Source organism: Photobacterium sp. HL06 (genome assembly GCF_059552575.1).
Map to the genome: position 1 here is coordinate 363,313 of NZ_CM183914.1, position 21,965 is coordinate 385,277.

The 21,965-nt window shown below is 50.0% G+C and carries 18 protein-coding genes; all 18 read left to right on the top strand.

Features of this window, described 5'->3' with window-relative positions; all coding sequences use genetic code 11:
- Positions 1 to 2 precede the first annotated feature (2 nt).
- The 18 genes from AC51G0_RS01765 (at position 3) to AC51G0_RS01850 (ending at position 21,932) form a co-directional block, all read left to right on the top strand.
- Positions 3 to 845, top strand: a complete 843-nt coding sequence (locus AC51G0_RS01765) for an ExeA family protein (RefSeq protein ID WP_496300426.1) — start codon at positions 3 to 5, stop codon at positions 843 to 845.
- 1 nt (position 846) lies between these two features.
- Entirely contained in the window at positions 847 to 2,013 is a 1,167-nt protein-coding gene (locus AC51G0_RS01770; RefSeq protein ID WP_496300427.1) for a tetratricopeptide repeat protein, read from the top strand.
- A 5-nt stretch (positions 2,014 to 2,018) separates the two neighbouring features.
- On the top strand, positions 2,019 to 3,734 hold the full coding sequence (locus AC51G0_RS01775; protein WP_496300428.1) for a GspE/PulE family protein: 1,716 nt from the start codon (positions 2,019 to 2,021) through the stop codon (positions 3,732 to 3,734).
- A 20-nt stretch (positions 3,735 to 3,754) separates the two neighbouring features.
- On the top strand, positions 3,755 to 4,975 hold the full coding sequence (locus AC51G0_RS01780; RefSeq protein WP_496300429.1) for a type II secretion system F family protein: 1,221 nt from the start codon (positions 3,755 to 3,757) through the stop codon (positions 4,973 to 4,975).
- Entirely contained in the window at positions 4,956 to 5,438 is a 483-nt protein-coding gene (locus tag AC51G0_RS01785; protein WP_496300430.1) for a hypothetical protein, read from the top strand. The genes AC51G0_RS01780 and AC51G0_RS01785 overlap by 20 nt, the downstream gene beginning before the upstream one ends.
- Positions 5,439 to 5,474: 36 nt before the next feature.
- The gene (locus AC51G0_RS01790; RefSeq protein WP_496300431.1) at positions 5,475 to 6,068 is read left to right on the top strand and encodes a prepilin-type N-terminal cleavage/methylation domain-containing protein; all 594 of its coding nucleotides are present in this window, start codon (positions 5,475 to 5,477) and stop codon (positions 6,066 to 6,068) included.
- A gap of 28 nt (positions 6,069 to 6,096) precedes the next feature.
- Positions 6,097 to 6,597, top strand: coding sequence for a type II secretion system protein (locus AC51G0_RS01795; RefSeq protein ID WP_496300432.1), 501 nt, complete (start codon positions 6,097 to 6,099; stop codon positions 6,595 to 6,597).
- Positions 6,598 to 6,708: 111 nt separating this feature from the next.
- Positions 6,709 to 7,236, top strand: a complete 528-nt coding sequence (locus AC51G0_RS01800; protein ID WP_496300433.1) for a type II secretion system protein — start codon at positions 6,709 to 6,711, stop codon at positions 7,234 to 7,236.
- Positions 7,223 to 7,903 carry a type IV pilus modification PilV family protein gene (locus tag AC51G0_RS01805; RefSeq protein ID WP_496300434.1) on the top strand — a complete coding sequence of 227 codons (681 nt, stop codon included), beginning with the start codon at positions 7,223 to 7,225 and terminating at the stop codon, positions 7,901 to 7,903. The genes AC51G0_RS01800 and AC51G0_RS01805 overlap by 14 nt, the downstream gene beginning before the upstream one ends.
- Positions 7,903 to 8,652 (top strand): PulJ/GspJ family protein, encoded by a 750-nt coding sequence (locus tag AC51G0_RS01810; RefSeq protein ID WP_496300435.1) that lies wholly within the window; start codon positions 7,903 to 7,905, stop codon positions 8,650 to 8,652. The genes AC51G0_RS01805 and AC51G0_RS01810 overlap by 1 nt, the downstream gene beginning before the upstream one ends.
- Positions 8,642 to 9,082: a hypothetical protein gene (locus tag AC51G0_RS01815; protein WP_496300436.1), complete on the top strand. Its 441-nt coding sequence runs from the start codon at positions 8,642 to 8,644 to the stop codon at positions 9,080 to 9,082. Before AC51G0_RS01810 ends, AC51G0_RS01815 begins: the two co-directional genes overlap by 11 nt.
- Positions 9,075 to 13,331, top strand: coding sequence for a DUF6701 domain-containing protein (locus AC51G0_RS01820; protein WP_496300437.1), 4,257 nt, complete (start codon positions 9,075 to 9,077; stop codon positions 13,329 to 13,331). Before AC51G0_RS01815 ends, AC51G0_RS01820 begins: the two co-directional genes overlap by 8 nt.
- A gap of 116 nt (positions 13,332 to 13,447) precedes the next feature.
- On the top strand, positions 13,448 to 14,491 hold the full coding sequence (gene mreB, locus AC51G0_RS01825; protein ID WP_075762409.1) for a rod shape-determining protein MreB: 1,044 nt from the start codon (positions 13,448 to 13,450) through the stop codon (positions 14,489 to 14,491).
- 43 nt (positions 14,492 to 14,534) lie between these two features.
- On the top strand, positions 14,535 to 15,395 hold the full coding sequence (mreC, locus tag AC51G0_RS01830; protein ID WP_496300438.1) for a rod shape-determining protein MreC: 861 nt from the start codon (positions 14,535 to 14,537) through the stop codon (positions 15,393 to 15,395).
- Positions 15,385 to 15,873 (top strand): rod shape-determining protein MreD, encoded by a 489-nt coding sequence (gene mreD / locus AC51G0_RS01835; RefSeq protein ID WP_496300439.1) that lies wholly within the window; start codon positions 15,385 to 15,387, stop codon positions 15,871 to 15,873. Before mreC ends, mreD begins: the two co-directional genes overlap by 11 nt.
- Positions 15,874 to 15,963: 90 nt before the next feature.
- Positions 15,964 to 16,542: a Maf family protein gene (locus AC51G0_RS01840; RefSeq protein ID WP_496300440.1), complete on the top strand. Its 579-nt coding sequence runs from the start codon at positions 15,964 to 15,966 to the stop codon at positions 16,540 to 16,542.
- Positions 16,543 to 16,550: 8 nt separating this feature from the next.
- Positions 16,551 to 18,020, top strand: a complete 1,470-nt coding sequence (rng, locus tag AC51G0_RS01845; protein ID WP_496300441.1) for a ribonuclease G — start codon at positions 16,551 to 16,553, stop codon at positions 18,018 to 18,020.
- Positions 18,021 to 18,041: 21 nt separating this feature from the next.
- Complete coding sequence (locus AC51G0_RS01850) at positions 18,042 to 21,932, top strand: YhdP family protein (RefSeq protein ID WP_496300442.1); 3,891 nt, start codon at positions 18,042 to 18,044, stop codon at positions 21,930 to 21,932.
- The last annotated feature ends 33 nt before the right edge of the window (positions 21,933 to 21,965 follow it).

A 21,965-nucleotide genomic window follows, 5' to 3' on the forward strand; every position in this document is an offset into this window, starting at 1 on the left:
CCATGTACCAGTCGCATTTTGGTTTTGGTGAGCTACCTTTTTCACTGACGCCGAACACAATGTTATTTCACGCACTGCCGCCGCATCTGGAAGCAATCCAGACTACCTTAGCGGCATTGGAAATGGGTGAAGGCATTATCCAGATCTCTGGTGAGGTCGGTACGGGCAAAACACTGGTGTGCCGGATGTTGATTAATCAGCTGCCAGCACACTTCGAGCTGGCCTACCTGCCGACACCGGCGGCCAGTGGCCATGAACTACGGCTTGCCCTGGCCAGAGAGCTGAATATTCAGGCCGAGGGTGACAATACCACCCTGACTGCGCAGCTTCAGCAAGCATTGATTGCGCGTAAAGCGCAAGGAAAGTCAGTAGTAGTACTGCTCGATGAAGCGCAGGCACTACCCGACGATGCGCTGGAAGTGATCCGGCTGCTCGGTAATTTGGAAACAGAACACGAGAAACTGCTACACATCGTCTTACTAGGCCAGCCTGAGCTCGATCAGCGGCTGGGCCAGCACCATATGCGCCAGTTTCAGCAACGGATCACGTTCCGGGCTAACCTGCGCCCGTTGGATCTGGCAGAGACTATTTCCTATATCGAATTTCGCCTGGGCAGCGCTGGCTGCGAGCGAGTCTTGTTCGAACTTAGTCAGTACCGTGAAATTTGGAAAGCCAGCCAGGGAATACCTCGGCTTATCAACCAGCTTTGTCATAAAGCATTTATCGCAGCATGTAGCAGCAACACTCAATTAGTAGGTCGCAAAGAAGTCTTGATGGCAATTAAAGATACATTAGGGGCACGCCAGCCCAAGTGGACATACCCAGTACTGTGGGGATGGCAGTAGCATGAGTGAGATTAATAAAAAGCTCAATGCATTGAGCCAGAACAATGCTAGCCATTCACCAACGGCAATGCCGCTGAAGGCAGTAAAGGTGAAACCTGTACCGAAGAATAATGGGCCGCTGTGGATGGTTGCTGGCGTATGTATAGCGGTAATGGCGGGTGGTGCTGGATGGTGGTTTGGCTCTCAAAGCCAGGCAACGAGCCCGGCAGAAGCACCATTGCCTGTGGCGAAGGCTGCGGTTAAGCCAGAGCGAGAACCTGAACCCGAGCCAAAACTGCAACCTCAACGAGAGGCCTCAGCTTCGGAGATAGCGCCAGCAGGCTCGCGGTCTGAGGTTGTAAAACCTTTACCAACCCCGGAAGTAAAACCGTTATCAGCCAAGCCTGTTATCAAGCCAATAGCGCCGCCAAAAACGGAGGCTAAACAGCTGCCCGTCAAGGTGGTCAAGGTGAAAGAGGCGCCAAAGGTTGTATCTAAGCCTAAAGCGGCCGAAGAAAAAATACCATCGGCAAACGTTGTAGCGAGCCAGCCTGTTGAATTCCCTGAAGAAGAACAGGCTGAAGGACTCATGATTGAAACCGTTGAGCTTGATGCCGGGCAGCTTGCCAATGTCGAGTACAAGAAGGCACAAAAAGCCCTGAAGTCTGGCGATAGCCGCAAAGCGATTGGCTACCTTGAGAAAGCGCTGAAGTACCAGCCGGAATGGATCAAGGCAAGGCAGAAACTGTCGGCCCTGTATTACGGGCGGGGAGATAACCGTAAGGCGATTGCTACCCTGCAAGAGGGATTAGCCCTGGACGGTGAACAGCCGGATCTGCGTCTGACCATGGCCAAGCTGCTGGTTAATGAGTCGCAGCAACAGGCTGCCCTTAATGTGTTGAGCCGCCTGCCCGAGCAAAGCCACAGTGGTTACCTGGCCATGCGCGGGGCTCTGGCCCAACAGCTCAAGAATAATGAACTGGCAATGAGCAGCTATAGGCAGCTGGTAAAAGAGCAGCCTTATGACGGCCGCTGGTGGATGGGGCTAGGTATTGCCCTGGAGCGTAGCGAAGCGCTCGAAAAAGCTCGCGATGCTTATAAGCAGGCATTGCTGATGGGGCGGGTTTCCCAGCAGTCACAGCAGTTTATCCAACAGCGCCTGGCGGTGCTTGACGCTCGGGAGGGCTAGGCACTATGCAGATCCGGTTAAGAAAGCGTCTTGGTGACTTGCTGGTTGAAGAAGGCATTGTTGCACAGGAACAACTCGAGCAGGCGCTGGGCAAGCAACAGACAACAGGCCGTAAGCTGGGTGATACCCTGATCAGTATGGGGTTTCTGAGTGAGCAGCAGATGCTGTCATTCTTGTCCCGCCAGCTAGATATTCCACTGGTGGATCTTACCCGGGTCTCGGTTGATGTCGAGTCGGTTTCCCAGCTCTCTGAAGTCCATGCCCGTCGCCTGCGCGCACTGGTCATTGGTTCCCGTGGTGATACCGTGCGGGTCGCCATGAGTGATCCGGCAGACTTAGCAGCTCAGGAAGCCGTCTATGATCAGCTGGCCCAGTACCGTGTCGAGCTGGTGATTGCCCCTGAGCGCCAGTTGATTGCCGCTTTTGACCGTTATTACCGCCGGACCCAGGAAATTGTCTCGTTCGCCGAGCAGCTTCAGGCCGAGCACCAGGGTGGATCGGACTATAGCTTTGGGTTTGACGACTCTGAAAACGAAGAAGTCACGGTCGTCAAACTGATCAACTCCTTGTTTGAAGATGCGATTCAGGTTGGCGCTTCCGATATCCATATCGAGCCGGATACCGATGTGCTGCGTATTCGCCAGCGTATTGATGGCGTACTGCATGAGACCCTGCTCAATGAAGCCAGTGTGTCATCAGCCTTGGTATTGCGCCTGAAGCTAATGAGCGGGCTCGATATTTCTGAAAAGCGCCTGCCGCAAGATGGCCGTTTCAACGTCAAGGTACGCGGCCATTCGGTTGATGTCCGTGTCTCGACCATGCCAGTTCAGCACGGGGAATCCGTGGTGATGCGTTTGCTTGACCAGTCGGCGGGGATCCTGAGCTTAGAAGAGATCGGCATGCCTGCTGATCTGCTGCAGCGTTTTCGCCGCCAGCTCAAGCGCCCGCATGGGATGATCCTGGTTACCGGCCCGACAGGCTCCGGTAAAACCACCACTTTGTACGGTGCATTGAGCGAGCTAAACAAGCCGGGCAAAAAGCTGATCACTGCCGAAGATCCGGTGGAATACCGCTTGCCCCGTGTTAACCAGGTGCAGGTAAACAGCAAAATTGGCCTGACATTCTCGTCAATCCTGCGAACCTTCTTGCGTCAGGATCCCGATATCATTCTGGTCGGTGAAATGCGCGATCAGGAAACCGTGGAAATTGGCCTGCGTTCGGCGCTGACCGGCCACCTGGTGCTGTCGACTTTGCATACTAACGATGCCATCGACAGTGCATTGCGGATGATGGATATGGAAGCGCCGGGCTACCTGGTTGCCAGTGCGGTGCGTGCGGTATTGGCGCAGCGGTTGGTTCGCCGGGTGTGCAGCGATTGTGTTGAAAGCGATGATCTTGATGGCGCAACACAGCAGTGGCTAAAGGCGCGTTTCCCGCACTACCAGCATTATGATTTCCATCGTGGCAGGGGCTGCCAGAGCTGTAACTTTACCGGGTACAAAGGACGGGTCGGGGTGTTCGAGCTGCTCGAGATGGATCAGCCGATGATGGATGCGCTGCGGGCCAATAATGCGGTGCTATTTAGCCAAATCGCAAGAATATCAGAAGGCTACAAGCCGCTGATTGAGTCAGCGATGGAGCTGGCACTTGAAGGCCGTACCAGCCTGGAAGAAGTATTGCTGCTGGGCGAAGGTGATGTTAATGGCAGTCAAGTGCTGTGATCTCGCGGTAGGAGTGAGTTATGCCGGTATTTAACTATCGTGGCCGTAGCAGCCAGGGCGATCTCAAACGCGGGCAAATCGAAGCTGCCAGCCAAGATGCGGCCGCCGATCTGCTGATGCGCCAGGGGATCATCCCGCTGGAAATCCGCCAGGGAAAAGCCAAGGGGCAGGGGCTTGATCTGCAGTCACTGTTCAAAAGCCGTATTCCTATGGAGGTGCTGGTGATTTTTTGTCGCCAGCTTTACAGCCTGACCAAGGCTGGGGTGCCACTATTGCGGGCGATCAAAGGCCTGAGCCAGAGTGCCGCCCATCCATTGATGCAAGAAACCCTGGAGTCGGTATCAGACGAGCTGACCAACGGCCGCCCGTTATCGGTGGCAATGAAACAGCACCCGCGGGTATTTGAAGAGCTGTTCGTCTCGATGATCCATGTCGGTGAAAATACCGGCCGGCTGGATGACTCATTGCTGCAGCTAGCCAGCTATTACGAGCAGGAGATGGAAACCCGCCGCCGGATAAAATCGGCAATGCGATATCCGACCTTCGTGCTGTCTGCCATCATGCTTGCCATGGTGGTACTGAACGTCAAGGTGATCCCGCAGTTTACCTCGATGTTTAGCCGCTTTGGGGTGGACTTGCCTCTGCCGACCAGGATTTTGATCGCTATGTCTAACTTTTTTGTTAGCTACTGGCCGCTGATGCTCGGTGGCCTGGTTGTCAGCTGGATCTGCCTCAATGTTTGGCGCCAGACAGCGCAAGGCAATGAGAAGTGGGATCGTTGGCGTCTAAAACTGCCAATCGTCGGCGACATTGTTAATCGGGCGCAGCTATCGCGCTTCTCACGAACCTTCTCGCTGATGATCCGTGCTGGGGTGCCGCTCAACCAGGCGATCCAGATGGCGGCAGAAGCCCTGGGTAACCGCTTCCTGGAAAATCGCCTCATTGAAATGAAAAACGGCATTGAGGGCGGTAACACGATAGCCAGTACCGCCAGCCAGTCAGGGGTGTTTACGCCGTTGGTGCTGCAGATGATCGCGGTGGGTGAAGAAACGGGCCAGGTCGATAATCTATTGCTCGAGGTTTCTGATTTTTATGACCGCGAAGTGGATTATGATCTCAAGACCCTGACGGCACGCATTGAGCCGATCTTGCTGTTTATCGTGGCAATCATGGTGTTGATCCTGGCACTGGGTATTTTCCTTCCAATGTGGAGTCTGCTTGATGTGGCTAGAGGCGTTTAACCAGCTGCAGAAAAAGCGTGTCTATTACTTTATTCGCTTAGTGGTCATTTTTTCTATTATTACTGCTTTGGTCATTCAATGGCATCAAGTGAACGAAAAGGCCGAACAAACACAACTAAGAATGTTAGTTCATACCCTGACTAAAAGTGCTACTACGCTACGCCAAGAGTGGGAGTTGAGTAATAAGCCCGAGCAATCAATCAAGGATGGGCTTAGTTATTCTTTCACCCGTTCTGGATGGCCGATTATTGTTGAAAACAACCAACTAAATTGTAAAAAAATATGGGGTTTATTGTCGTCACGGTTAAGGCCTGTATCATACATTGATTTGGTGAATAAAAGTGAATTTAAATCAATGGATTACGGTTTGTGTTTTTATCAAATTAGTGACGGAAAGTGGCTGGCATTATTTTATGAAAATGAGACAATACGGATCGATGGTTTTTTGACGCGTCCCCGATAGCGGTGACGGTGATTTGACAAAAAGGGTTACATCAAAATGAAAAAACAAGCAGGTTTCTCCCTGGTTGAGTTGGTGATTGTGATCATCGTTGTTGGTCTGCTGGCAGTGGCAGCCCTACCACGGTTTATCAACGTTACCGATGAAGCAAAAAAAGCGTCTATTGAAGGCGTCGCGGGTGGCTTTGCGACAGCGGTGCTATCAGCACGCGCGCAATGGGAAGCTGAAGGGCGACCAACAACAAGCGGTGGCGATCACAAGGTTAACTACGATGGCGATATTTTTATGCTTTCGGTTGCCAACGGTAGCACTGTAAGAGACGGCTATCCTATCCGTTTTGGAGAAAAGAATAATGCAAGCATTGGTGAAATCAGCAATGCGACTTGCAAGGGGTTGTTTGATAATTTGATGCAGAATCCGCCTCAAATTACGGATAAAGAGAACAGCGTTAATTCCGATGATTTTCAGTATTTAGCTAAGGTTTCTCAAAACGGAAATAACAAAGAGTGTACTTATTATCAGCTTGCTTCAGCTAAGAGTAACAGTACAGGTACAAATATTGACCCAGATAGTGGCCATTATTTCAGTTACAAACCAGCCAAAGGCCAGGTTGAAGTACATTTAGTTAACTAATTAATAAATATATAAATAGGAGAAAGTTATGAAACGTCAAGGCGGCTTTACGCTAATTGAAATGGTTGTGGTCATTGTTATTCTGGGTATTCTGGCCGTAACAGCGGCGCCACGCTTTTTGAACCTGCAGGACGATGCGCGTAATTCAGCATTGCAAGGTCTGAAAGGTGCGATTGATGGTGCTGGCGGTATTGTATTCGGAAAGGCTGCTATCGACGGCCTTGAGCGAGTAGATGCAGCAGAAGCCGGTGAAGGTAAAAAGCCAGAGGCTGGTGATGTTAAGATTACCTTTGGTTATCCGACAGCAACATCTGAAGGTATTGGTAAAGCATTCGTATCGGATGATTGGGATGCCATTACAACGAATGAGAATCTTGCCGTTACCGGTGATGCACTAAAAGAAGGTGAAATTGCCTATACCTTTAAAGGTCGTGCAACTGCAGGCTGTTATGTTCTGTATAAGCAGGCTGACGAAACAACTGAAGCTAAAACGGAAGTTGTAGTGGGCAATGGCTGTAATAATGAATAAGTCTTTTTAAATTAGAGCTCTTCGGAGCTCTATTTAATAAAGGTGTTATTTTTCTACGCCTTTATTAAATAGATCCAACCCATTCCAATTCATATATTCTCAGGGTGAACTATGCCCATCACTCAACGTGGTTTTACCTTAATTGAAGTTATCGTGGTGATAATGCTGGTGGGCATTATCAGTGTCACTGCTGCTTCGAAGATCATGGGGCGCAGCAGTTTCGACGCCCATCTAAATCGTGACCAGGCTATTTCTATTGCTAGGCAAGTGCAAGTTATGGCGATGAATCATCCGATTGCTTCAGCTACTGATGCCAATGCCAATGCCATTTGCTATTCCCTGCAAATATCACCGGGCTATTTGGGCAGCCCGAACTGCAATACCGTGTTGTCGGGAATGGCACCTGCGCTAACTGCGGCTGATAATAACCTGAGCTTATCCACCGAAGGGCTGGATGTCGAAAGCCTGCATTTCGATATGCTCGGCCAGCCGTTTTATTTCAGCGGAACGGGAGAGAAGGAAGAGCGTGTATATGTTTGCCAAAGCAGCTCAGGTTGTAAGGTTATCTTCAGCACCGGAGCCGATGAGAAAACCGCCATGTGTATTAATCAGGAAGGCTACATTTATGCAGGCTGCTAAGTTTCCGCGCGCAAAACAAGGCACTAGGCAAGCTGGCTTTACCTTGATTGAAGGCATTATCACTATTGTGATTCTAGGTATTGCGATGGTAACCCTGACCAGCTTCCTGTTTCCCCAGGTAGAGCGCTCTGCCGTGCCCCATTACCAGGCTCGGTCGGCCGCTATTGGCAATGCTTTTCTCAATGAGATCCTGTCCCGTAAATTTGATGAGCACTCTGATCCAAACAATGACAGCAGACTACGTTGTGGCGAAGAAGGAGCCCAGGCTTGTACCCAACCGAATAAGACCAATAAAAGTTGGCCCGAGGACAAGCTGCAAGAATACATTACTGTCATTGATCCAATTGATGATTCTCGGGTAAAGCGCCTAGATGTGGCCGTTGCCAACGATGTCGATGATTTTCACGGCTGTTGGGGGGAGCGTAAATTATGCCGGGAGCGCTATGGCAGTACCGATTACCCGTGGCGCGGGCTTATTGAGAATTTGATTGAACCCGATAGCGAGCAAACAGATAAGTATTTCAATATGACGGTGATAGTTGATGTGGCCTATGGCAGCCCTGACGGAGAACTTGTAAGCCGCAACCTGCACAAACGCATTGAAACCTTGGTCAACGCCAACCGTTATGGCGAATATAAGTTTGTTGCCTACCGGAGTAATTACTGATGCTCCCTCAAAATTATGCTTCGAAGGGCTTCACCTTGCTGGAAATGGTGATTGCGCTGGTTATCCTCGGGATCATCTCGCTGGCTATCGGTAGCTATTTGCAGCTGGGGGCTCAGGGATATACCAGTACAATCCAGCGTGAGCAAACCCAGGGCCTGGCCCGTTTTGCCATTGAAAAAATGACCCGGGAAATTCGGCATGCGGCGCCCAACAGTGTCAGGGCTGAAGTGATTGCTAACAATCGCTGTCTTTCATTTTACCCGGTTCGGCTATCAGGTTTTTACCTGGATAAGCCAAGCGGTAACTCTATGGGTTTTATTGCAACTGGGGCAGAAGAGCGCTGGAAGGCCATCACTGTTGATGATGGTATGGCGATGGCGGTTGGTTTTGGCTCTCAGCAGCAATATAACGCCAAAAATCCTATTCAAGTTATTACTGAAGCAGATGATGTGTTGCTTGCCACCTTGGCTAGAAGCATTACCACCGCATCGCCTGCCTCCCGTCTCTATGCCTATAGCGAGAAAGTCAGCTATTGCCAGCAAGGCGATAAACTGTATCGGCTGGTCGATGATGCACTGCCTTCGATGCAGAATGCCATTGCGGAGAATATCGTAGGCGCTGAGTTTACCTCGGAGGGGGCCGGTATCAACAGTAACGGTATGGTACATATTTCCCTATCAGCAAAGAGCTCAAATAGTGACGAAGTAACCACTTACAACCACAGTGTGCAGGTGTTGAATGTCTTATAGAAAACAACGTGGTAGCGCACTAATAACCTCAATCTTTGTGATCACCGTGATGGCAGCTTTCGCCGCTGCAATGATCCGGGTGGATTGGTCGAACCAAGAAACGACCTCGCGTGAAGTCTTTGCCACCCGGGCCTGGTTTGCGGCCCATTCGGGCAATGAGTATCTACTGAGCAAACTGTTTCCGCTTGGAGTGGAAAAATCTGATCCGGCTGTGTGTTCAGAGCCAAAGCGCGATCTTAAGAAATACACGTTAGATGCAAAGCTGTTCCAGTGCCAGGAAGTAACAGTAATTTGCACCCGCCATAAGTATGGCTCTAGTACGCCAGCTTCATATAAATATCAGTTAGAAAGTACGGCAACTTGCGGGACCGGAAAATTCAAAACAACCCGCGTTCAGGAAATATGGGCGAAGGATTTAAATAATGACTAAAGCAATACCTATTTCTTTGCTGTTGATTTCATTTTTATTTAGTACACATAGCATGGCTTCACCTCAGTTTGAGTTTGGTAAGCTGAACTATGACAATTGCCTAAATCAAGTCTGTGAAATTAAATTTGATACTGAATTTGATTCTAAACCATATGTTTTTGTTATGCCGACTATTGGAACCGGAGACAATGGTAAAGGGGATTGGCGAAGTGCCCCATCCGCAATCCGTATTATGGATGTGGGATTGAAGAAAGCAACGTTTAGGCAGTTTGCTGCACCGTATAGCAAATTAGCGTCTGATAGTTATAAAGAGCCACTGCTTAAACAAATCAAACCTAAGCCAATGACAGAATTTCACTATTTAGCGATAGAGAAAGGCACGATCAAACTTCCTAACGGAGGGAAAATAGTTGCAGGAGATATTTCAACCAACGAGTATGTTTGGGGGCGGGTGAACTGGCAGAAAATAAAGTCTGGTTGGGATAATGAATTTAATACACATTTGCCAGAAATTGGATATGGACTGCATTTTGATAAAACGCCAGGAATTCTGACCCAGATTCAAACGACAAATAATAAATATCAAGATGGGAAAGATCATTACTATAAAGCCGGTGAGCCTGTTTGGCTGACATCGTTAGGGTGGGATGTTGAAGGCCGTAAACATAGCAAAATGCGTTTGGCTCTGGATATTTCCGAGGTTCATAGGCCGACTAAATATAAGAAAGGCAGGCAGAGTAACCATAGGAATATACCTGTACCTAAAATGAAAGAAACCGTTGCTTATATCGCTGCTGAAGGTAGCGGTTTTATTAGTGGCAAGAAGTTCTGGATGGGGAGTATTCAAACTAAAAATACACACAAAGATCCTGATAACGGTAATGCAGAGCTAGGCAATAGCGTTCAAGACAGGCTTGTAAAGCCAGTCACGATTGCCTGTCAACATAATGACTTGGAGTTTGTCGAAGATTTTCCTTCGGCACCTGTTATTTTGGTAGGAAAGAACTCCCGCTCAGGTCCCAACGGTGGTTGGATCCGCCGCTGTAAGCTAAATAAAGACAGAGTGACCGTTCAGGTAGAAGAAGACTTTGACCAAGACAGCGAACGCAAACACGCCTCTGAGCTAGCAGGTGTGTTTATTTTTGAAGGTAGCAAGCAGGGAGCATATTGTGATGTATTCCCGGGCCCAGCCCAGACATGGAAGAACAATTCGAGTGAAAAGCTAATTATTAGCAATCATGCCCAAATAAAAGGCACCCGTAGTATCGGTGGCAAGCGGGTTGTCGGTTTTGCCAATTTGAGCGGGCAGGGTTTGCCTACCGGGTGTGATGACAAGCGATGTAATACGGAGCATGGACTGATGGTTGACAGGGCTGAGCTGGGAACTTTTGTCAAGCTTCCTTCGGCCGGTACTGATGTCATGCAAGACACAACATTTACCCAGGGCTCTCACGGTATCCTTGGCCCTGTTTTTGTCAAAAAAGGAGCTACGCTGAGACTGACATCAGGGGAATACTGGAATGACAGTATGGATATCAATGGCAATGTATTTATTCCAAAAGGAGAAAAAGTTGTCATTCATACCAAGGCGATTGCTTTGAACAACAACAGCCGATTTGGGGTGGCAGAGGGCTCTGCTGTCGATAATCTGGTGATTTATGTTCATGATGAGCCGGTAGGCGGTAGGATCCACCCTCAGGTGATGTTAAGTAATAATTCGAAGTTTCGTGGCCTGATTTATAGTGAGAGGAATGTTGACCTGAGTAATGGCGTTGAGTATTTCGGTGCAATCACAGCCAAAGATCTTCACCTCCATAACAATTCATTGATTAATGGTGAAAGTGCCTGCTTCTCGCCGATAGAAGATTATGATATTGAGGTGACGCCGAAAGCTGACTTTTCATTAACCTGCGATTTGCAGGAGATCGAATTTACGATCACTAATGATGGCAGTGTAGCTGATAGTTTCGATGGTAAAGTACGAATCACCACAGATCTGACAAAACGAGGGCAGGCTAAATGGTTCACAAGCAGCAATGGTAGCGGTCAAGGGTATGATGCCAGTGTTGCGTATGAGGCAACACCCGTCGCTGGTAAGGTGAAGCTTTGGCTAAAAAGTGACTATGTCGGCAAGGTAGCCGTCAGGGGGGAGATCCTTGATGACGATGCAGATCCGGCGAGTGCCAGTTTCAGCTTTGCACCATTTAAGTTTGAAATTGCTAACAGCGCGCTAAAAGTGGTGGCGGGTAAGCCGCGTGATATCACGATTACCGCCAAGTCATGCCGCAATGAGAATCGCACCGATGTGGCCGTAGGATACACTGGCAAGCGTACCCTCAACCTGTCAACGGCTTATATCGCACCTGCTCATGGCAATAAGTCTCATGGTGTTGAGCTGGCCAAGTGCCAGCCTGAAAATGGTGTCCTTAATTCACAATGTAAGCCAATAGCGGATAAAGACTGGCAGGACAGTAAAATTACTCTGAACTTTGACAAGGGGGTAGCCCGGTCGGTACTGCGCTATCTAGAGGCAGGGATGATTGATCTGAACTTTCATGATCCGGAATGCACGCTAGATAAGGGCTGTGAGCTCTTACCAAAAGGTTATCGCCAAGCGAAATCTAGCTTGGGTGACTGGGAACGCCTGGAAGGTAAGCAATCGGTGTGGTCACGGCCATACACTTTTGCCCTGTGCCAGTCTGGAGTCAGCAATATTGAAAGTGCGTCAGGCAAGTCAGATCGCGGAGTTGGTTTTGTTGCTGCAGGTAGTGAGTTCAAGACCCTAGTCAAACCGGTTATCTGGCACAACGGTGATCCTGTTGCTGCCTCTGGCAAGCAACCTGATGTTGATAGTTCTGGGATGTGCAGTCGGACAGTGACACGGAACTTTTATCATAACCAGGGACCAGCAGCTGTGGTTGCTTTGTCCCATAAACTAGAGACGCCGGATAAAAAAGGAGCGGTAGCAGGAGAGCTTGGAGGAACATTGAGTCAGGCCCATAGTGCTATTGGTAATGCTCCATTTTCTCTGTACTGGAGTGAAGCGGGGAGTATCATGCTTGCGGCTGATACTTCCAGTAACTACCTGGGGATGGATATTAATCAAGGCTACCGCCCGGTAGGCCGTTTCTACCCTAAGTATCTCAAACTTGCCTCAGACAGTATTGATTACCCACTGGGACAAAGCGGTTTTGTCTATATGGATCAGAACTTGAATTTCGATTTCATCGTTGAGGCGCAAAACGCAGCGAAAAATCCGACCAAGAACTATGGCTTCTTTGCAGATAAGTACAAGACAGGTTTAGAGTTGATGGTGGTCGATAACACCAAGCCAGAAACCGTTGTCAATTCACTTGCAAAGAGAGTGGAATACTTCTCTCGAAAAGGTGTTCCCTATACCTGGTCATGGTCGGGAGCTGCTTGGAATAAAGGTGGAGATAAGCAGGCAAATACGGCACAGATGAGCATTAGCGAACCGAATTTTACCTTTGTCCGTAATTACTATAACAACACTAACCGGAGCAGTGCGACGCGGTATAGCCGTGAAGACGGGCCTTTTGACTCGGATAATACCCGGATGGGGCTGTTTATTAAGAACAACGCTGATCCGCTAGATTGGGATTACACCAGCTATAGCGGTGAGAGCAAGCTAAAGCAGGTTGAAACGGCTGAAACCCATATTGGTCAGGTTTGGCAATCCAAGCCGGATATTCGCTATGGCCGGATGGTGATGGAGGATGCTGCGGGCCCTGCTGATAGCAACATTGTGATCCCTTTACGTGTCGAATTCTGGAGCGGCATCGAGTTCGTGGTCAACAACGAGGATTCGGTATCCGAGTATGACGGGCGATATTCCTGCAAGCAGATCATCACGAATTCGGCAGATAAGCTTGAGCAGGGAGAAAGCAGCAATTCTTACACCCAAGGTCGCGGGGAAGTACGTAATGGCGATACCCAGTCAGGCCAGTTTGTGGCTGTTCCCCACCTGCGGGAAGGCAAGCCTGTCGAGGGCTACCGTGAGCAGGTCCGTTTTTGGCAACGGTTGACCGCCAATAAGCCCAATAACATTAAACAAGTGAATAAGGCGATCAGTTGTATCGGTAGCCACTCAAGTCAGCCTTGGCTGTTGTACAACTGGCGCCAGCTTGGTGACGAAAACCCGTCTGCCGTCGTCACCTTCGGTGCCTACCGCGGTAACGACCGCATCATTTACCGTGGTGAAAAGGGCATTAATACATTGCTCAATTAAATAAAATGCGGATCTGTGGCAGGTTTGACAAAGCTTACCTTGTCTCGATCCTTGCCCCTTGATACATTTAGCACAATTTAACGAATTTGTAAGCTTGCAGGAATTAGCCGAAGACTATGTTTAAAAAACTTCGTGGCATGTTTTCTAATGACCTGTCTATTGACCTGGGTACTGCCAACACCCTTATTTATGTCAAAGGACAGGGCATCGTACTCGATGAACCATCAGTAGTAGCTATTCGCCAGGATCGTGCGGGAGCAACCAAAAGTGTTGCCGCCGTCGGTCATGACGCAAAACAGATGCTAGGTCGTACTCCCGGTAATATCGCCGCTATCCGTCCGATGAAAGACGGTGTGATTGCCGATTTTTACGTGACTGAAAAAATGCTGCAGCATTTTATCAAGCAGGTGCATGACAACAGCATCCTGCGTCCTAGCCCACGCGTGCTGGTGGCGGTTCCTTGTGGCTCTACCCAGGTTGAGCGTCGTGCGATCCGTGAATCGGCACAGGGTGCAGGTGCCCGCGAAGTGTACCTAATTGATGAGCCAATGGCGGCTGCGATCGGTGCGGGTATGCCAGTATCGGAAGCGACAGGTTCGATGGTGATCGATATCGGTGGTGGTACTACTGAGGTCGCTGTGATCTCGCTTAACGGTGTGGTTTACTCCTCATCGGTACGTATCGGTGGTGACCGCTTTGATGAAGCTGTTATTAACTACGTACGCCGTAACTACGGCAGCCTGATCGGTGAAGCAACCGCAGAGCGCATCAAGCATGAAATCGGCTCGGCTTACCCGGGTGACGAAGTGCGTGAGATCGAAGTGCGCGGCCGTAACCTAGCTGAAGGTGTGCCTCGTAGCTTTACCCTGAACTCCAATGAAATTCTAGAAGCATTGCAAGAGCCACTAACCGGTATCGTTTCGGCGGTGATGGTTGCGCTTGAGCAGTGTCCACCAGAGCTGGCGTCTGATATCTCAGAGCGCGGCATGGTACTGACCGGTGGTGGTGCGCTATTGCGTGATCTTGACCGCCTGCTAACAGAAGAAACCGGTATCCCAGTGGTTGTCGCTGAAGATCCGCTAACGTGTGTTGCACGTGGTGGTGGTAAGGCACTGGAAATGATCGATATGCACGGCGGCGATCTATTCAGCGAAGAATAATAATGCCATGTCTGGCAATTGATAAAACAGGTTATAGCGTTAGATGAAACCTATATTTGGCAGAGGCCCCTCTCTGCAGTTACGCCTGTTTCTTGCCATATTACTGTCGGTTAGCCTGATGCTGGCCGACAGCCGCCTAGATGCCTTCGCCAATGTACGTTATTTGCTGAACACAGCAATTGCGCCTCTTCAATATGCTGCTAACTTGCCCCGCGATATGTTAGATGGTATGTCGGGCCAGTTGAGCTCACATCAGCGTTTGTTGGCAGAGAATAAAGCACTTAAGCGTGATTTATTGGTAAAGCAGAGCGATGTGCTGCTGCTCGACCAGTTGAAGCAGGAAAACCAGCGTTTACGCGAGCTGTTAGGCTCACCGTTTGTCCGTGACGAGAAGAAGTTGATCGCAGAAGTGATGGCGGTGGATTCGGATCCTTACAGCCATCAGGTGATGATTGACAAGGGGCGGGTCGACGGTGTGTACGAAGGCCAGCCGGTGATCAATGAAAAAGGGATCGTCGGCCAGGTATCTTATGTCGGTGCCCATAACAGCCGCGTGCTGTTATTGATTGATCCCACCCATGCGATCCCGATCCAGGTTGTCCGCAATGATATTCGGGTCATCGCTTCGGGCAGTGGCCAGATAGATCAGGTCCAGCTTGAGCATGTGCCGAGCAGTACCGATATTGAAGTCGGGGATCTACTGGTCTCCTCCGGCCTGGGCGGCCGATTCCCCGAAGGGTATCCTATCGGGCACGTAACCGAGTTTTCGTTTGATAACAAACGACCTTTTGCACAAATTAAAGCTAAGCCGACAGTACAGTTTGATCGCTTGCGCTATCTGCTGTTGGTCTGGCCGACACCACGGGAAACGCTGATGCTAGGGGAGGCCGATAGTGGCAACTAGTCGACCGAACGGCCGTTTGCTGATCTGGCTGTCTTTTATCGTGGCGCTGATTTTACAGGCCGCGCCATGGCCTGGCGAGCTAGAGCTATTCAGGCCTTCATGGGTGTTGCTGGTGGCATTTTACTGGGTGTTGGCATTGCCTCACCGGATAAATGTCGGAACAGCATTGCTCCTGGGGCTGCTGTGGGATCTGATGCTGGGTTCGACCCTCGGGGTACGCGGCCTGATGATGTCAGTTCTGTGTTATGTCGTCGCCCTGAATTTTCAGGTGCTACGTAACTTATCACTGTGGCAGCAGGCGATACTGGTCGCTTTGCTGACGCTGGCCGGTAAGCTGATCGAGTTTTGGGCTGAATACCTGGTATCAGTGATCACCTTTGAGCCACAACGGTTATGGGCTGTGCTGCTTAACTTACTATTGTGGCCATGGCTGTTTTTACTGCTGCGGCGAATGCGTCGCAAGTTCTCAATTCGTTAAATAATTTTTCAAACAAGGTCTATTCGGTGTTAGGTTGTGAAGCATGACATCGAATGGATCTTTTTGATATTTAAGTAAATGGTATAGATCATGTCTACGTTGCAACTGTATCTGGCATCGGGATCTCCCCGCCGCAAAGAGTTACTGGCTCAGCTGGGTTACCGCTTTGAACGGGTGGTTGTGGATGTTGAGGAGTGTCATCAGCCTGGTGAGGGCCCGGCGGAGTATGTTCAGCGCCTGTCACAAGACAAGGCTCTGGCCGGGGTAAAAGAAACCGATGGCCAGACGCCGGTACTGGGTTCAGATACTATTGTTGTAGTAGATGATGAAATCTTGGAAAAACCTGAAGACTTTGCCGATGCCAAGCGCATGCTGACACTGCTGTCAGGCCGCCAGCACCAGGTGATGACAGCAGTCACATTGGCAACGGCAACACGCAAAGAAACCCGCCTGGTTGTAACGAACGTCTGGTTCAAGACTTTGTCTGATAAAGAAATAGAAGCATACTGGCAAAGTGGTGAGCCGCAGGATAAAGCGGGCAGCTATGGGATCCAGGGGATCGGCGGCAAATTTATCGAGCGCATCGATGGCAGTTATTACGCTGTGGTGGGGTTACCGTTAATGGAAACCGACATCATGGTTCAAGACTTTTTAAGTTTATCAATTTAGAGGCAACCATGAGCACAGAGCTGCTGATTAACGTGACGCCAAGTGAAACGCGCGTTGCAATGATTGAAGGAGGGACCCTTCAGGAAGTACATATAGAACGAGAATCAAAACGCGGTATTGTCGGCAATATTTATAAAGGCCGGGTGAGCCGGGTATTGCCGGGTATGCAGGCTGCGTTTGTCGATATCGGTTTGGATAAAGCCGCATTTCTGCATGCGTCCGATATTGTGCCGCACACTGAATGTGTGGCTGAAAATGAAAAACAACAGTTTCAGGTTCGGGATATTTCCGAGCTGGTCCGCCAGGGACAGGATCTGGTGGTTCAGGTAGTCAAAGATCCCCTGGGAACCAAGGGTGCCCGCCTGACAACCGATGTTACCTTGCCGTCGCGTTACCTGGTCTTTATGCCGGGGGCCGGCCATGTGGGTGTTTCCCAGCGTATTGAAAGTGAAAATGAGCGCGAGCGCCTGAAGAAGGTCGTGAACAAATACTGTGACGATCTGGGTGGCTTTATTATCCGTACTGCTGCCGAAGGGGCGACGGCGGAAGAACTGGCGCAAGATGCCGCATTTCTGAAACACCTATGGCGTAAAGTGTTGGATCGCCGTGCCAAGCACAAGCCAAAGTCGATGCTATATGGCGAGCTCGGCCTGGCGCAGCGTATTCTTCGTGACTTTGTTGGCACGGAACTGGACTGTATCCAGGTTGATTCGCGCCTTGGTTTTGAAAAGCTCAAAGAGTTCACCGATGAATTCGTTCCTGAGCTGAGCGAGAAACTTGAATATTACGCCGGCGAGCAGCCTATATTTGATTTATACGATACAGAGAGTGAAATTCAGCGCTCGCTGGATCGCAAGGTCGAGCTTAAATCCGGTGGTTACCTGATCATTGATCAGACGGAAGCCATGACCACCGTCGATATTAATACCGGGGCGTTTGTTGGCCGCCGTAACCTGGAAGAAACTATCTTCAACACCAATATTGAGGCTACCAAGGCGATTGCGCGTCAACTTCGGTTACGAAATCTCGGTGGGATCATTATTATCGATTTTATCGATATGGCATTGGAAGATCACCAGCGCCGCGTATTGCTCGCTCTGGAGCAGGCGCTCTCTTATGATCGGGTAAAAACCAATATCAATGGCTTTACTCAGCTAGGCCTGGTTGAGATGACGCGTAAGCGGACCCGTGAAAGTATCGAGCACGTTCTGTGTGGTACTTGCCCGACTTGTGAAGGGCGCGGTACGGTGAAAACAGTTGAAAGTGTTTGCTACGAGATCCTGCGTGAAATTACCCGGGTGAACCGTGCCTACGATGCTGACCGATTTGCGGTATATGTCTCGCCTGCGGTGGCGGAAGCCTTGGCGGGTGATGAATACCACGCCTTGGCAGAGCTGGAAGTATTTATTGGTAAGCAGGTGAAAATTAAAGCTGAGCCATTATATATCCAGGAACAATTTGACGTTGTAATGATGTAATTACCCATGCGAGGCTATTGAGTGACAACAGTTCCAGTTCGTCTGGCACGTGGATTAATGTGGCTGGTGCTGACTATGTTGGTACTGGCCGCAATTGCGATTAGTGGTCTGCGTTTTTTCCTTCCCCAGCTAAACGAATATCGCGAGCCTATCCGTCAGTGGGCATCTGAACAGGCTGAAATGCGCCTGGAAATTGCCCATGTCGAAGGGCGCTGGCGTAACCTAGGACCATCCCTGGTCTTGCAGGGTGTAGAGGTAGCGGCAACCGATGATCCGGCCTCGATTGTCCAGGTCGGTGATGTTGAGATGCAGCTTGATGTGCTGCGCTCGGCGTTTGAGGTACGGCCGGTATTCAAAGATATACGTATCAATCAGCTAAGCCTTGACCTGACCCGCCTTCCTGGTTCTGTTTTCAGCCAGGATACCCTAGTGCAACCAACGGCAGAAGATAGTAGCCAAGCTTCCACCGTGGCACGGCTGGAAGCGTTATTTTTTGTTCAGTTAGGAAAGTTTTCCCTGAAGAACTCTGATATCACCTTGTTGTCTCCGGCCGGACATAAGCAACGTATCGATATCAAAGAATTAAAATGGGATGGGACAGGTGGCCAGCACCTGGCTGAAGGGGTGATCAGCGTTGCTGATACTCACTTCAGCCAGATGCGAGTGATTGCTAACTTATCGGCCAAACGCTCGTTGCCTGAACTGTCTGGCAGCATCTATGTCCAGAGCCAAAACCTATCGGTTACCCCATGGCTGAATAAGCAGCTGCTGGGCGGTGCCGATATAACGGGCAGTAATATTAATGCCGAAATCTGGCTAAATTTACAAAGCGGTAAATTGGTCAAAAGTCTGGCTAAGCTCGATGATAGCTACCTGCGCTGGCGCCAGGGCGAAGAAAAGCATGAGTTCCGGATCCGTCAGGGGCTGGTGGGGCTAACCCCGCAAGCTCTGGCAGAAGGAAAAACAGGCTGGCGGATTGATAGTGACCAGATAACTTTGCAAACCGACAAGCTGCTTTGGCCTGCCTTTGATATTGCCGCGCAATGGGAACCAGAGCGCTGGCAGGTTGCATTGAGCCATCTTCCTCTGGAGCATCTACTTCCATTCACTAGTTTCTTGCCGAAGGACAATGCAGCAGCCGACGTTCTATCGACATTGCAGCCTTCAGGCCAGCTACAGGATATTCGTGTAGCCGCCAATGGCGATCAGCCACCTCGATTTTCTGCCAGCCTAAAACAGTTTGGCATGAAACAGTGGGAGCTGCTGCCTGAGGTACATAAGCTTAATGCCCGACTATCCGGTAGCCTGAATTCCGGCAAAGCCATATTGGATCTTGAAGATGACATTTTGCCGTATGGCAATGTATTTCAGGCGCCATTGCAGCTCGCCAAAGGTGAAGTCACCGCTTACTGGCAAGTCGGTGAAGAGGGATGGAGATTGTGGAGCGATCAGCTGGCCGTGTCGACGCCGCATTTAACCGCAGATGGTCAGTTCAGGTTGGACTTTCCGGCCGATGCACCGTCATGGCTGTCATTTTACGGTGAAGCCTCGGTGAGTAATGCGGGTGAAGCCTGGCGTTATTTACCGACACTGGCGTTGGGACGTGAGTTGACCGATTTCCTGTCGACGGCGATTCGAGGCGGCAAGGCCGATCATGCGCAGTTGTTATGGTACGGCGAGCTTTCTGATTTTCCTTACAGCAAGCATGATGGGATTTTTCAAGTTGATGTGCCCCTTAGAGAGGGGCGCTTTAGCTTTGATACGGCGTGGCCTGTACTTACCGACCTTAAATTGGACCTGCTGTTTGAAAATGATTTCATGTATCTCGATGCGAGCCATGCAAAAACGATGGGGGCAACGGCCTCCCGGGTGACTGGTGATGCCGAGCTGAGTCCTGACGGGCACTTGAAGCTGGCCCTTGATGTCGGTGCAGAAGGCCAACAGATCCGTGATTATATGCTGGCGACACCATTGGTTGATTCCGTTGGTGCTGCATTGACGACCGTTCAGGTCAGTGGCCCGGTGACATCACGTTTCAAGCTGGATATTCCTTTTGATGGCAGCGAGGTACGAGCCTGGGGTTCGGCTCAGCTGGAAAAAAACCAGATCGCCATTGAGGCTCCCCCGATCCAGCTAGAGCAAGTCAGTGGTAGTCTGGGTTTTGATAATGATGTCATTAAAGCTAATGATATTCAGGGCATGTTGCTGGCACAACCTGTTAGTTTTGGTTTTGATGGTAAGAGTGTCGAGACGGGCTATCAAGTCGGGATCCAGCTGGGAGGAGACTGGGAGATCGCAGCTTTGCAGCAGCAGATCCAGGATCCTTTATTAGCACATGTGTCTGGTCGTAGCCCTTGGCAGGCAGCAGTCGGGGTGAGTTTGCATGATACTGGCTTTAATTATGATGTTGACCTGTTGGCCGATCTTTCTGCAGTAAATAGCAAGTTGCCTTATCCGCTCCACCTGTCACCAGGTACTAAACAACAGGCTAAAGTGATGGCCGCAGGTAATGCCGAATCACTTACAGCGACAGTAGCAGTGCCAGATGCCAGCTACCAGGCAACGATCAACTTGGTGCCGGAGCGGCTGAAAATTGAGGCGAGCGAGTTGCTGGTTGGGGGCGGAAAATTACGCTCTTTGGCTGTGGGCAACCATACCTTGCGGATCAACAGTGATAGCCTGGATGCTGACCGCTGGATTGAGCTGGCAGGTGAAATTGATGATAAGGCCGCCGAGTTGGCAGATTCCGGTCAGCCTGTTGTGATGCCGGAAATCCCGTTACCGACCCGGGTAAACGGCCGGATAAAGAGGCTGAAACTGGCGACGCTGAACTGGAATGAGGTTGATCTGGCGGTTCGCAAACAACCTGCGCAGTGGCATATGATCTTGGGAAGCCGTGAAGCCACTGGTGAGGCTTTCTGGCCAGACGGTGCGCCATTGAAGATAGTGCTGGAAAAAATGCACTTGAATCTGCCGGGGCTTGAGAGTGTTGAAGAAGTATTACCACGTAAAAAATATGTTCCACAGAGTGATATTCCACCAGCAACCGATTTTGACCGTAGTATGATGGCCAATATACCGGAAATGGATCTGCAGCTTGAGGATGCCTGGTTACAGGGGTACCGTCTGGGTAAGGTGACAGGTAAGTTGCGCCGGGAAGGGCCGATGCTGGAGTTGCAAAACTTTCTGATTGACTCCGGAACAACCTCCTTAAGCCTAGATGGCCACTGGATGCTAGATGATGATCAGAATGAAACACAAATTGCCTTCGATATCGAAGGTGAAAACAGTTCTGATTTGATGGGGCGATTTGGTGTTTCCGGAGGGATCCAGGGGGCAGAGTTCAGCAGCTATGCGTCGATTCAGTGGCAGGGCTCACCTTGGACGATGCACCGTGAAACTTTGAGCGGCGAAGTGAAAACAGAAACTGGCAAGGGCGTGATCAGTGAAGTCGGTGGTGCAGGGCGCTTGCTTGGGCTATTTAGTATCGATTCGATTGTGCGCAAAATGCAGCTCGATTTCTCCGGTATTTTTGATGACGGTTTGGCATTCGATTACATCAAGGGCTCCGGAACCATTGAGAATGGCCAGTTTGAGAGTGACGACATTAAGATGAAGGCGCTGGCGGGCGATATGTTTATTACCGGAAGTGCTAACCTTGTAAATGAAACGGTTGATGCGAATGTGAAGTTTCTTCCTGATTTTACATCCGGTATACCGGTATTGACCGCTTTTGCTGTGGCGCCGCAAACTGCGATTTTGGTATTTGCCATTTCAACGGCGCTATCACCGGTACTGGATGTATTCACCCAGATCAACTACGTGGTGAAAGGGCCGATTGATTCTCCGACGGTCACCGAGAAATCTCGCTTTACGGGTGAGTACACTTTGCCTGAAAAGCTAAAAGAATAAGAGCACCTGCTTTAATGAATATGGAATGGCGGT

Bases quoted from the DNA above. Each gene is read 5' to 3' on its own strand.
- AC51G0_RS01765 (WP_496300426.1), top strand. From the start codon at position 3: ATGTACCAGTCGCATTTTGGTTTTGGTGAGCTACCTTTTTCACTGACG.
- AC51G0_RS01770 (WP_496300427.1), top strand. From the start codon at position 847: ATGAGTGAGATTAATAAAAAGCTCAATGCATTGAGCCAGAACAATGCT.
- AC51G0_RS01775 (WP_496300428.1), top strand. From the start codon at position 2,019: ATGCAGATCCGGTTAAGAAAGCGTCTTGGTGACTTGCTGGTTGAAGAA.
- AC51G0_RS01780 (WP_496300429.1), top strand. From the start codon at position 3,755: ATGCCGGTATTTAACTATCGTGGCCGTAGCAGCCAGGGCGATCTCAAA.
- AC51G0_RS01785 (WP_496300430.1), top strand. From the start codon at position 4,956: ATGTGGCTAGAGGCGTTTAACCAGCTGCAGAAAAAGCGTGTCTATTAC.
- AC51G0_RS01790 (WP_496300431.1), top strand. From the start codon at position 5,475: ATGAAAAAACAAGCAGGTTTCTCCCTGGTTGAGTTGGTGATTGTGATC.
- AC51G0_RS01795 (WP_496300432.1), top strand. From the start codon at position 6,097: ATGAAACGTCAAGGCGGCTTTACGCTAATTGAAATGGTTGTGGTCATT.
- AC51G0_RS01800 (WP_496300433.1), top strand. From the start codon at position 6,709: ATGCCCATCACTCAACGTGGTTTTACCTTAATTGAAGTTATCGTGGTG.
- AC51G0_RS01805 (WP_496300434.1), top strand. From the start codon at position 7,223: ATGCAGGCTGCTAAGTTTCCGCGCGCAAAACAAGGCACTAGGCAAGCT.
- AC51G0_RS01810 (WP_496300435.1), top strand. From the start codon at position 7,903: ATGCTCCCTCAAAATTATGCTTCGAAGGGCTTCACCTTGCTGGAAATG.
- AC51G0_RS01815 (WP_496300436.1), top strand. From the start codon at position 8,642: ATGTCTTATAGAAAACAACGTGGTAGCGCACTAATAACCTCAATCTTT.
- AC51G0_RS01820 (WP_496300437.1), top strand. From the start codon at position 9,075: ATGACTAAAGCAATACCTATTTCTTTGCTGTTGATTTCATTTTTATTT.
- mreB (WP_075762409.1), top strand. From the start codon at position 13,448: ATGTTTAAAAAACTTCGTGGCATGTTTTCTAATGACCTGTCTATTGAC.
- mreC (WP_496300438.1), top strand. From the start codon at position 14,535: ATGAAACCTATATTTGGCAGAGGCCCCTCTCTGCAGTTACGCCTGTTT.
- AC51G0_RS01840 (WP_496300440.1), top strand. From the start codon at position 15,964: ATGTCTACGTTGCAACTGTATCTGGCATCGGGATCTCCCCGCCGCAAA.
- rng (WP_496300441.1), top strand. From the start codon at position 16,551: ATGAGCACAGAGCTGCTGATTAACGTGACGCCAAGTGAAACGCGCGTT.